This window comes from Thalassotalea sp. ND16A, assembly GCF_000764205.1.
Lineage (GTDB): Bacteria > Pseudomonadota > Gammaproteobacteria > Enterobacterales > Alteromonadaceae > Thalassotalea_A.
In genome coordinates this window covers 54,110-66,209 of sequence record NZ_JQDZ01000048.1, presented here as the reverse complement: position 1 = coordinate 66,209, position 12,100 = coordinate 54,110, and the positions used below count along the sequence as shown (strand labels likewise).

The 12,100-nt window shown below is 44.0% G+C and carries 10 protein-coding genes; 2 read left to right on the top strand and 8 right to left on the bottom strand.

What is annotated here, in order from left to right; translation table 11 throughout:
- Positions 1 to 5: 5 nt before the first annotated feature.
- The 4 genes from ND16A_RS10605 to ND16A_RS10620 all read right to left on the bottom strand — a co-directional run bounded on the left by ND16A_RS10605 (position 6) and on the right by ND16A_RS10620 (position 7,734).
- Positions 6 to 929 carry an aminotransferase class IV gene (locus ND16A_RS10605; protein ID WP_033077325.1) on the bottom strand — a complete coding sequence of 308 codons (924 nt, stop codon included), beginning with the start codon at positions 927 to 929 and terminating at the stop codon, positions 6 to 8.
- Between the two features lie 338 nt (positions 930 to 1,267).
- Positions 1,268 to 5,473, bottom strand: a complete 4,206-nt coding sequence (locus ND16A_RS10610; RefSeq protein ID WP_033077324.1) for an alpha-1,6-glucosidase domain-containing protein — start codon at positions 5,471 to 5,473, stop codon at positions 1,268 to 1,270.
- Positions 5,474 to 5,668: 195 nt separating this feature from the next.
- Positions 5,669 to 6,856: an amino acid aminotransferase gene (locus ND16A_RS10615; protein WP_033077323.1), complete on the bottom strand. Its 1,188-nt coding sequence runs from the start codon at positions 6,854 to 6,856 to the stop codon at positions 5,669 to 5,671.
- 173 nt (positions 6,857 to 7,029) lie between these two features.
- Positions 7,030 to 7,734: a hypothetical protein gene (locus tag ND16A_RS10620; protein ID WP_033077322.1), complete on the bottom strand. Its 705-nt coding sequence runs from the start codon at positions 7,732 to 7,734 to the stop codon at positions 7,030 to 7,032.
- 246 nt (positions 7,735 to 7,980) lie between these two features.
- Here ND16A_RS10620 and ND16A_RS10625 point away from each other — a divergent pair, with 246 nt between their 5' ends.
- On the top strand, positions 7,981 to 8,172 hold the full coding sequence (locus ND16A_RS10625) for a bacterioferritin-associated ferredoxin (protein WP_033077321.1): 192 nt from the start codon (positions 7,981 to 7,983) through the stop codon (positions 8,170 to 8,172).
- A 25-nt stretch (positions 8,173 to 8,197) separates the two neighbouring features.
- Here the strand turns inward: ND16A_RS10625 and bfr (ND16A_RS10630) are convergent, their stop codons facing one another.
- The 3 genes from bfr (ND16A_RS10630) to ND16A_RS10640 form a co-directional block, all read right to left on the bottom strand.
- Complete coding sequence (bfr, locus tag ND16A_RS10630; RefSeq protein WP_033077320.1) at positions 8,198 to 8,662, bottom strand: bacterioferritin; 465 nt, start codon at positions 8,660 to 8,662, stop codon at positions 8,198 to 8,200.
- 20 nt (positions 8,663 to 8,682) lie between these two features.
- The gene (gene bfr / locus ND16A_RS10635; RefSeq protein WP_033077319.1) at positions 8,683 to 9,171 is read right to left on the bottom strand and encodes a bacterioferritin; all 489 of its coding nucleotides are present in this window, start codon (positions 9,169 to 9,171) and stop codon (positions 8,683 to 8,685) included.
- A gap of 120 nt (positions 9,172 to 9,291) precedes the next feature.
- Positions 9,292 to 9,762, bottom strand: coding sequence for a hypothetical protein (locus tag ND16A_RS10640; RefSeq protein ID WP_033077318.1), 471 nt, complete (start codon positions 9,760 to 9,762; stop codon positions 9,292 to 9,294).
- 250 nt (positions 9,763 to 10,012) lie between these two features.
- Between ND16A_RS10640 and ND16A_RS10645 the strand changes: the two genes are divergently transcribed.
- Positions 10,013 to 11,371 (top strand): APC family permease, encoded by a 1,359-nt coding sequence (locus ND16A_RS10645; protein ID WP_033077317.1) that lies wholly within the window; start codon positions 10,013 to 10,015, stop codon positions 11,369 to 11,371.
- A gap of 38 nt (positions 11,372 to 11,409) precedes the next feature.
- Here the strand turns inward: ND16A_RS10645 and ND16A_RS10650 are convergent, their stop codons facing one another.
- Positions 11,410 to 12,039, bottom strand: coding sequence for a DUF938 domain-containing protein (locus ND16A_RS10650; RefSeq protein WP_235282075.1), 630 nt, complete (start codon positions 12,037 to 12,039; stop codon positions 11,410 to 11,412).
- Positions 12,040 to 12,100: the final 61 nt, after the last annotated feature.

The window sequence follows — 12,100 nt, the reverse complement described above, 5'->3', positions numbered from 1 at the left end:
AGTATTTAGCCAAAGTCTGTGACGATCATTTGCTGATAGAGTTGTTGCAAACGGGCCACCATTTCCCCTTTGCCCTGACGCTGCGGATAGTCACCTATGTCACGACCATCAACCGATTTTACCGGCGTTACGCCGGCAAATGTTCCGGTAACGAAGGCTTCGTCGCTGCCGTAAACTTCCGATAGAGTGAAGTTTTTTTGATAGACCTTAATGTCGTGTTGTTCACACAAGCGAATGATGTTGGCGCGAGTAATGCCGGATAAACAGTAATCGCCGGTTGAGGTCCACACTTGGTTATTGCGCACGATAAAGAAATGGGTGGAATTACAGGTAGCAACAAAGCCATGCGGGTCGAGCATTAACGCTTCATCGGCGCCGGCTTTTGTTGCCTGGATACAGCCAAAAATACAATTCAGTTTCGAGTGGCTGTTGAGCTTTTGATCTTGCACATCCGGGTAGCCACGACGTACATACACGGTATATAAATCCAGGCCGGTATCGAGTGCATCCGGCGACGGCATTTTGTATTCCGGGATAATGACGATAGTCGCCGATGAGATAGTCACTCTAGGGTCTTGATAAGGGGTAGCTTTGACCCCGCGCGTGACCATTAGCCGAATATGCACATGATCCTCCATCTCATTGGCCCGACAGGTCGCTAAAATACGCTGAATTAAATCATCTTTACTTATGCCAATATCCATATCCAGCGCTTTCGCCCCTTCAAATAAGCGTTGCATATGCTGCTGGATAAATGGCAATTCCCCCTGGTGCAGGCGCAATCCTTCCCACACCCCGTCACCGAGGATAAAGCCTGAATCAAATACTGAAACTTTCGCCTGATCACGATGGAATAATTCGCCATTAATGTTGATTTTTATATCCGCATTGCGCGGATCGGCATTGCTGTGGTGACTTCCTTTACCCATAATTTGCTCGCTTATTAATTCGCCTATTGCTTAAATTAGCGGCAAAGCTGAGACATAGCAATGTTAAGGGAAAGCTCCGTGTTAAAAATGTGAAAAATATCATGCTACGGGCGTCGGGCTACGGGCAGACTTGGTATTGTTACACGATAGGTGGATTCATCAACGAATGCGAGGTTGAAACCCCGCCAACCTGCGAGGTTAAAGCCATTTAATTAGGCTTCTATGCAAAGCATTCAAACCCCGTCAACCAGTGGCCAGTAGCTCGTTGCTAGCAGCTGAAAAAAAGCCACTCTATTGAGTGGCTATAATGATATTAATAAAGCAGTTGTTTGAATCAGTTATTGCGCCTGACATTGTTGAATGATCATGCTGCCAACATCGAAACCCTGTGCCGGGTCGGCTTCGTTAAGGGTGAGTAAAATACTGTACATACCGGCAGCCAAATTCGTTTGGTTGTTGGTGGTGCCACCGTCGTTATAGGCGACCGCGTAACTTACGCCCACTTCCAGGTTCTCAGTGTTCATCTCCGTAGTACCTGCCGCCTGGGCCCATAATTGCGTGGTCCAGCTGCCGTCATCCGAGGCCAGTTTAAATTGAAACTCGCCATCAAAATTGGCGACCGCCTGATACGTGTTATCGCCTTTATAACGCAACTGATAATCGCTTTCGGCACCCCAACCCGAGTGTGAACCGCGAACATACAACTGACCGCCACCAGTAATGGCAAAGGGCACGGCATCGCTGGAGTCGGTTAAGGCAGTACAATCTACGGTTTCGTTTTTCTCAACAATGCTTAATACCGGAGTCGGTAATGACGCATCTAAAGTAAAGGTGTAGGAACTGTCTGCGCCAACATCGAAGGTGATATTGCCACCATCGTCAGCAACGGCGACCGAATTGGCGCCATAGGTCATTTCATTGTAGCCTAAGTTAACCGCAGACCAGTCGCTTGAAGCGATTTTAAACGTTTGCTGGCCAGCCAATAAGCTAACGTCAAGGCTATAAATGTTATTACCTTCATAATTGAAACTGTCTGCTTCGGTTAAACCATCGTTACCCCAGTTATTCATTGAACCACGCAAGTAAACAATGGTGTCAGCGTATGGCGCTACGTCTTCACGGTTTGAGGTAACGTCTGCCGCTAAGCCACTACCTTGTTCAGCACCTTGTGGTTTCACGAATACGGCAGTGGTTAATGCCGGTACAGTAAATGTACCTTCGTTCATATCCGCGGCAAAACTTGCAGATTGCACACTGCTATCGGTTGAGGTCTGTTGCACTGAGTGTAAGATAAAATCACTTGCCGTTAATATGGTATGTGATTGTTCTGTTGAGGTACCGTTAATTAGCACCACAATGGCATCATTATTGGCATCCAAATCGGTTAAGCCTAAGCCATCGTCGATACTCATTACAATCAAGCCGTGAGTTTGACTGGCACCAGTATTATGAAAGCCAACTCGAGCCAGTACGTCTTGTTCAGTGGTTAAACGAAACAGTTTGCTGGCTTGACGAATTTGTAAAAATTCCTGAAACACCATGCTCGCCATTTCCATATCACTGGCTTGTACTGTGGTTTCAGCATTGCTGATCAAATCGGCCATGGCAGACCATTTAGACTCGTTATCTTGCGCTAACGGTAAACCCACATTCCAGTTGTTGCTGGTTTTGCTAAAGTCGACATAGTTGAACCAGTCGCCGGCATCATAAGTATTACGGTCCATTGACTTAGAGCGAATGAAATCACCACCAAGTTGGAAAAATGGAATGCCCTGGCTGAGCAGTGGTAAGGTGGCGGCAATGTTCTGTGCTCGCACTCTATCGCTTACCGACATGTCACTGGCTAAGCCATATTGCAATTGATCCCATAAGGTTTCGTTGTCGTGTTTTGATACATAGTTGATGATATCGGCCGGGTCTTTCGCATAAGCGGATTGCGAGAAATTTTTGCCGAGTTTTTCGATGCCATTTTTATCTTGCAACACATAGTTTTCTAAGGTGCCGGCCAAGCCTAAACGGATAATATCGAGGTTATTCAAATTACTGTCAGGGTTGAATAAATCGCCACCGCGAATAATGTCTCTTGGACGGTCGTTAAACGTCGCCACTTCACTGCCGGCCATATTATTTTGTTGCGCTTGATTGTAACCTTGATCAGAGCGAGTCCAACCTTCACCGTAGAAGTAGTTATCGGCATCAACGGTTTGCACTCGTGTGCGGGCATTTAGAATGGAATCCACCGAGTTGTTACTCATGATATCAAAACGGAAACCGTCAAACTTATACGCCTGGGTCCAGGTCATCAATGAATCTGACATTAACTTGTCCATCATTTTATGCTCAGGCGCGGTATCTTGACAGCAGGTTTGTGTCAATACATTGCCGGTCACCAGGTCGCGACGATGATAATAACCAGGTACGACTTTATCCAGTACCGAGTCGTCATATAAACCGGATGAATTGGTATGGTTATAGACCACATCTAAAATCACCCGTAAGCCCATTTGATGCAGGGCCTGGTTCATTTCACGCATTTCCAGGATACGGGTTACACCGTCTGGATTTGAGGCGTAACTGCCTTCTGGCGTGCTGTAATGTTTTGGATCGTACCCCCAGTTAAAGCTGTCCAAACCGCGCATTGATTGCAGTAATGCTTGCGCATCTGTGGTGCTGGCATCATAACTTTCAAAAACTGACAATAACGTTGCCGCATCGTCTTCAACCCCACACACTGGCGCCGAATCGTTTTGCGCACATAAATCGGCAACGCTATCGGTTAAATTTACCCGCGTAGCGCTGTCTTCATTGATGCTGGCGATATCATTGGCCGGTAGCATTTGAAAATGTGTTAGACCGGCAGCGACCAAAGATTTTAAGTGCGTCACTGGCACTGAACTTTCCTCGGTAAAGGCTAAGTATTTACCACGATTGGCGGCGCTGGTGCTGCTATCGCGAATACTAAAATCACGAATGTGGCCTTCGTAAATGACCGCATCTTCGGCATCCACCACTGCTGGAATTTGCTGTTCAAGCCAGCCATTTGGCATCAAATCGCTGTCGTTTAGGTTAACAAACTGCGAGTAGCTACCATTGGTCGCCAGCGACACCGAATAAGGGTCAGTGCTTTCTACGGTTTCAATTTGATGAGTTTGTGGATGGTAAAGCGTTAACTCAAAACGATAGAATAGACGGTCGACGCTGTTTTCCATGCTCAATGACCAGATACCGGTGTCACTGTCTAATGTCATCGCTTGAGTCGTTTGTAATGACTTGTCGGCATCATAGGTTTTTAACGATACCTGTTGCGCCGTGGGTGCCCAAATACGGCTAATAATGTTATTGCCGTCGTAGCTTAACCCGAGTTCGGCCTCATCGGCGTCCTCCATGGCTGCAGTGTATAACGCGTCTATTATCCGCGGCGTTTGTACGTAGGTTGCGGCTATTGGTTTATCTGCGTCGTCATAGGCAACGGCTAACAGCTTACCCGTCAGCATTTGCTTGGCTTTCGCTTCATCGGCATTGGTACTGGTAAATGCGGCTTGGCCCTGATATCTCGGCATGCCTAAAGCGATTGCCGGATGCGTTGCTGAATTATCTGGCAGGTACTCAAGGTAGTTGTCTGAGTCGATGCCGGATTCGCCATCAAAGCCTAAATCGTCGGTCGAAGAGCTGTAGATTCTGACTTTGGCGGTATTGGCGGCGGATACATTCCAATACATGGTATTGGCGTTGGCCCAATGGGCTGCAATATCGGCAATTTGTGCGCCTTCAGGGAATAATGTCGCCTGACTGAATAAGAAATTTTTGCCGGAAAGTGTCCACACCATTCTGTCGCCAGTTAAATCGGCTTGCTGGTCAACACCACCAATGTCTTTTTCATCACCTTTATGGACAATAAAATTGGCACAATCGGCGTAGCCGTCTTTTAAGTCCAGTACCCAGTAGGCACCAAAATTTGGGTCTATGCCACTTTGTGCTTGCCCTGTGGCCCAATCGGTACCGCCATCGATGGGAAAGTCTGCATAGGCTTCACAGTCGCCATTATTCCATAAATGCAAAATCCAATCGCTATATACATTGTCGGGACGATTATAAAAAATAACCAATTGATTATCACCGGCAACTACGGTTGGCTCGGGCATCACAATACCTGTGGTTATGGTCACGTCAGTGCTCACCACGGCATAGGCATTGTCGGCATCGTTGGCGCGCAGACTTGGCGAAAAATCCCCGGCGTTTTCATAACTGATCTCAATCGAGTTATTGGTTGCACAATCATTAATAATTGGCGTTTGCTGACCATCACCTGGTGTCAATGTACAGGTTAAAGTATCACCGTCGGCATCAGCAACAACCCAGGAATAGGTGTATACCAGAGGATCGGTAGGGTTAACTTCTGATGTAAATTCGCTGATGGTCGGCGCTTGGTTATTGCTATTGCCAACTTGCGTGCCAATAGGATTATTGGAATCACCGCCACAAGCAACAACACCACAACTAAGTGAGGTTATTAGAAGCAGCTTTTTCATAGTATTAGGTAACATTTGAACACCTTTTAATATAGTTTTTAGCTTTAGTGCAACTCAATAACCTAGACTATTTTTTTGTAAATGAATTGTTTCTACATACGTATTCATACTTTCAAGTTGTGAATTTAGCTGATGAATACGTATTCATTAAGATAAAAAAATTAAAAAAAAAGCTCCTTAAAGGAGCTTTATATTAATTTTTTATCTTACTTAGAGAATTTTGGCAATACTTTGTGCTAAGTACTCAACATTATCATCGCTAATGCCGGCAATACTCATGCGGCTTGAATCTACCATGTAAATACTGTAATCATCTTGTAATTGCTGCACTTGCTCAGGGCTAATGCCGAGGAACGAGAACATGCCTTTTTGGGTGTTGATAAAACCGAAATCACGGCTAACCCCCTGGCTGATTAAATTATCCACTAATAACTTACGGTTACCGTTAATGCGGTTACGCATTACAGTAAGTTCAGCAAACCATTGTTGACGTAATTCATCCGATGACAAAATGGTTTCAACAATCGCAGCGCCGTGTGCCGGCGGCATTGAATAAATACCACGTACTACCGACAGCAATACTGAATTGGCGATATCGGCAGATGCTACGTCTTTGCCGATAATCGAACAAGCACCGATGCGTTCACGGTATAAACCAAAGTTCTTCGAGCAAGAACTTGCCAACACCATCTCTTCAACATTTTCAGCCATTAAACGCACACCATAGGCGTCTTCATCTAAACCATCGCCAAAGCCCTGATAGGCCATATCGATAAATGGCGTGAATTTGTTTTCAACGGCCAGTGCGACCACTTGTTGCCATTGTTGCTGATTTAAATCCATACCACTTGGGTTGTGACAACAGGCGTGTAACAGCACAATGTCGTCTTTACCAACATTGGCTAAAGCCGCCATCATCTCGGCAAACTTTAACGATTTGTTTTCGTAATCGTAATACGGATAAGTTTTCACCGTTAAACCGGCAGCAGTAAACAAACCGGTGTGATTCGCCCAGGTTGGATCGCTTACCCAAATAGTCGCGCCGGGTTTACATGAACTGAGGAATTCTGCAGCAACTCGCAGCGCGCCAGTGCCCCCTGGAGTCGAAACCGTACGTACACGATGTTCGCTGATCACTTTATGTTCAGCAAAAATGAGTTTGGTCATCTCATCATTAAACAATGGCGAACCGGTAGGGCCAATGTAGACCTTGGTCTCTTCATTGGTGAAGCGGAAATTTTCAGCGGCTTTTACGCAATCAAGAATTGGGGTAATACCCGATTCATCTTTATATACGCCTACGCCTAAATCAATTTTATTAGGGTTTTCGTCATTTCTGTATTTGGCCAATAATCCTAAGATAGGATCTGATGGCAGTGCTGATAAATAACCGAACATGGTGCCTTTTACCTTTTAGCTGCGGCATTCGTTTTCAATGCCTAAATGTTAAAGAGCCAGCATATATCAGTTGGCGCTGAAAATTAAGGCCAACGGCATAATAATTGTATCTTTGTATAAGTTTGCAATTCATCGTTTGGCAAATGTTATTTACAGAATTTGGCAAATGTTATTTACAGAATATTTGCCGAAATCAAGCCGATGAGTCCGCCAAATACGCCACCCCAAACCACCAGCCAGCCTAAATGTTTACGGATCATTTCCTGAATAATGTCTTTCACCATTTTTGGCGTTAATTCATCCAGTCGTTTGTTAATGATGTCTTCCACTTTATCGCGCATTGAGCCCATCACTTCCGGTTGTTCCAGTTCGTCACGCACTAACTCATTGAATTTATCACTGCTGCTGATCTCGATTAACGAGCCTTGCATTTTTTCGATGAAGGGTTCTTTTAACGGCATTAACGCCTCATTACCACCAAACATCGCCAGCATAGAGCCAAACGAAGACTCTTCGATGGTTTTTAGTAAGGTGTCAAAGGCAGGCTCCAAATCGATTTTTTCAATAATTGGAGTGAAATTTAAATGACTGGCTTCACCAGTTTTTTCCGATAAAAACTTGTCGATGTTCGCTTCGGTGAAAAATTGTTTCATCATTAAATCGCGAATGCCGGCCTTAAAATCTTCAAAGCGAGCCGGAATAACGCCAGAACCGTACAGTCCGGGTACTTTTTCGAATAACATGTGCACAGCCAGGCTGTTGGTAATGGCACCGGATACGGCAAAAATACCCACATAAAACAACATGTCATGCTTTAACAGATAGCCAGCAACGGCAACAAGCAGGGCAATTAGATTGGTGATAACGCTTTTATTCACGAGTAGTCTCTTCTTAATGGATTAGGTAAATAGCCCAAACATGGTGATGTTTTGGTCAGATAAAGTAAAAAAATTATATCAATCCTAAGTTACTCTATTCAAGGTGGTTTTCTTTTAAAGCGGGATAATTTAACCGCAGCGGTTACATTAATTCACACAAATCTTGTTGATAATCATTATCATTTAGATTAACATGCCCTTAATTCATCAATACCTGCTCAAAGAGCATTACTTTTAAGGGTCACTATGTTTGTTTGTATTTGTCATGCCATTACCGAAAAAGATATTGCCGCTGCGGTTGAGCAAGGTGCCGGCACGATGAAAGAGTTGCGTGAACAATTAAATGTTGCCAGCCAATGTGGCAAGTGTGTGCAATTTGCCAAAAATATCCTGACTGACATGACCGTTAATTACGATTTAGCGGTAGAGGCGGCGTAACGCATTCCAGGCAAATAGATTGAATTTACATTTGCGCCTGCAGATAGTTTTTCAAACCCGATTTCTCAATTAAAAATTGTTGTGCTTCTAACCAGTCAATCTGTTCTTCCTGATGTTCTAAAATATCTTCAAGCATGTCTCTGCTAATATAATCCTGTGCCGTTTCACAAAGACCTATTGCCACTACCAGAGTCGTTCGTGAGTCCATTTCGAAATCTAAATTGGCCTGGATCATTTCTTCACAATCTTGGCCAATACGTAATCGCCCCAGGTGCTGTAAATTTGGCAGTCCCTCTAAAAACAATACTCGCTCGATGATCTCATCGGCATTTTTCATCACTTTAATCGAGCGTTTATAATCCGCTTTATTTAATTGCTCGAAGCCCCAATTTTTATGCATGCGGGCATGCAAGAAGTACTGATTTATCGCAATGAGTTCATTCGCCAATACATTATTTAACTGCATAATTATTTCGGTGCTGCTTTTCATCGTGGTTCGCCTTATGCTATTTAATCTGCCGCCGGACTGTCGCCCATTTGCGATTGGATATAATTTTCAACGCCGATTTTATCAATCAGGCCGAGCTGTTGTTCGAGCCAGTAAACATGATCTTCTTCGGTATCATAAAGCAGCTTTTCTAAGACTTCGCGTGATTGATAATCATGCTCTTGCTCACAAATAGCAATTACATTTCTAACCGCGGCAACCACTTCCATTTCCAGAATTAAATCATTACTCATCATTTCTTTGACGTTGTTGCCAATGATTAAATCTCGACGCTTGACCATGTGTGGCTTACCTTCGAGGAATAACATACGTTTAATTAACCAGTCGGCATGTTCGGTTTCTTCTTCACGTTCATGTTCCAGACGCTCATAGAGCTTATTCAAGCCCCAGTCTTCGTACATCCGTGAATGAATAAAATATTGATCTATCGCCGCCAGCTCATTTGCCAATAAACTATTCAAGCTATCGATAACCTTTGGACTGCCCTTCATGATTAACTCCTGATTTAATTGGTATGAGATAAGGATAGGAGCTAATTTGAAAAAACGAAATGATTTATAAACAATATTTGCTTTAAAGGAGAGGTTAGTGGATCGAAGGATTAACAGGCGCTAATCTTGCCTCAAATATTTTAGCGTTTGATTGTTCACACATTGGGTAAAGCTTTTTTGTCGCTCAGTCCTTGGTAATTGTTTGATGATGTCATTAGCTTCGCGCAACCTTTGTTTTTTTTCAGCCCCCTGCAGGTGCGACATCTGGTCAATAAGGCATGCTTGCAAGCCAAAATTTAGGGCTTTATCTGATGCAATATTTTCGTCACCTAAGCAACGGCTCAGTTTAGTCGCAAGCACGTCTTTATCCATATCATAAATTAAATGCTGCAGGCTAAATTGAGTTTGCTTACTGCTGATATTACAGCCATAGAACATATCGGCGACGGCAACAATGGGCATCAGTTGTTGATGCATTTCAGCAAATTTACGCACCATTTCGTCCGGATCTGCTGTTGCCGTTTTGGTGGTGGGTTTGGCAATGCTGGTGAGTGGACAAAGCATTAATAACGAGAGAACGAGAATGCGCATAGAAATAAATAATAGAGAACAGTTGCTTTTATCATAGCTCTTCCCTGAGCAAAAAAAAAGCACCTAAATTAGGTGCTTAAAAGGTTTCTCTGGGGGAGAAATGAATGAATGTACATTCAACAATTATCATTATAGTTAAAACTTAATTTTATGCCGTTACTCAAATGTAATGATTGGTGCAAGTTTGTAGGCTGGCATTATTGGTGAAAGCCTACAATACTCATTAATAAAAACAAGGGTATAACAGATTATGTCGAGCGCAGGGTTAGTTCGCACTTTATCACGCAAAGAAGTACTGGTATTAGCCGTAGGGGCGATGATTGGTTGGAGCTGGGTGATCATGACCGGTATTTGGCTAACTTCAGCCGGTACCTTCGGAACCTTGCTGGCATTTTTGGTTGGTGGCGTCGCGATTTTACTGATCAGCTTAACCTATGCAGAACTGGTTTCGGCAATGCCCAAGGTCGGCGGTGAGCACGTATATTCGGAACGAGCCTTTGGTCGAACCGGCTCATTTATTTGTACCTGGGCAATTCTCATGGCGTATATTACCGTACCTACGTTTGAATCAGCGGCCCTGCCTACGGCCTTTGAATACTTATTTCCGGATTTTAAAGCCGGCTATTTATGGTCGGTTTTTGATGCCGATGTATACCTCAGTTATGCCTTTATTGGGGTGTTTGCCACCGTGGCGTTAACTCTGGTGAACGTTTGGGGAGTTAAGTTTATGGCGGTAGTCCAAACTACCATCACCGCCGGTTTTCTAATTGTCGGCGCTATGTTCATTATGGGCGTTACCAGTAAATTTAATTTCACCAATATCACGCCATTATTTGTCGATGATTATCATGGTTTTTTTGCCGTATTAACGATGATCCCGGCCCTGATGATAGGCTTTGATGTTATCCCGCAATCGGCCGAAGAAATAAATTTAAACCCGAAAGCGATTGGCAAAATATTGGTGTTCTCAGTAGTGATGGCAATTTTATGGTACAGCCTGATCTCCTTAGCGGTGGCACTGTCGATGAGCAATGAACAATTAACCACCAGTTCGATGGCCACTGCCGATGCCAATGCCAATGTTTGGAACGGGCAATGGGCGGGTGATTTAATGGTACTGGCCGGTGTTGCCGGCATTATTAGTAGCTGGAATGCATTTATCTTAGGAGGCAGTAGGGCTATGTTTGCCCTGGCACAAGCGCAAATGTTACCGGCGGTATTTGCCAAACTTCACCCTAAATATAATACACCGTATATGGCAATATTATTCATCGGCTTACTGTGTTGTATCTCACCGTTTTTTGGTAAAACCATTCTGGTATGGCTAATTGATGCCGGCAGCTTTGCTGTGGTTATTGGCTATGGCATGGTGGCCTATGCTTTTATTAAACTGCGTAAAACCGAGCCGGCCATGCCTCGGCCATTTCGAGTAAAACACGGTAAATTTGTCGGTTGGAGCGCATTGATAGTGAGCATTTGTTTGGGCTGGGTGTATATGCCCTGGGGCCCTGGGGCACTACTTTGGCCCTATGAGTGGGCCATGGTGTTGGGCTGGACTTTGCTTGGGGGACTTTTCTACGTTTTTTCTCGCGCTAAAAAATCAACTTAATTAATGCCAAATTGATTATTCCATTTGGAAATCACGTTCTACTTGGCAGAGCCGGATTTTCGTTGCCAAATCAGTAATTGGTTATTGGCCGGCATATTGATGTCTTGTTTAAGGCTAAAGCCAATATCTTCTGCCAACTGATGGACCATTTCAAAGTCTCTGACACCACTGACCATGTCTCTGTCTTTTAACCAAAGATCAAAATTGGCGTTCGAGCGACTGGTAAATTCACCTTGATATTTAAACGGACCATAAATACACAATACCGCATGTTCGACGAGACATTGTTGTAGGTTTTTGAAAAAACATTCCACATGCGACCAAGACATTATATGCAAGCTGTTAGCGCTAAAAATACCGTCATATTTTTGCTCCGGCCATAAATGCCTATGGCTTACGTCTAAAGCGATAGGCGCTTCAATGTTGCTGATATCTGAGTTTGCGATATTCTGTGTTAAGGCTCTGACATTTTCTGCTAAATCACTGGGTTGCCAACGGAGGTGGGGTAAAAGCGGAGCAAAATGTGCGGCATGTTGTCCCGACAGGCTACCTATTTCCAAGACCGATTTGCTGTGCTTGAAATAGCGCAATAACTGCTCGGCAATGGCATGTTTATTTCGTTCACACGATGGAGAAAAGTTTACGGTATTAAATTCAGTTAACAGCAATTTTCGTTCTCATATTTTGCCCAAGCTTATGCTCAGGTTATCACAAATAGTTGCATAGTCT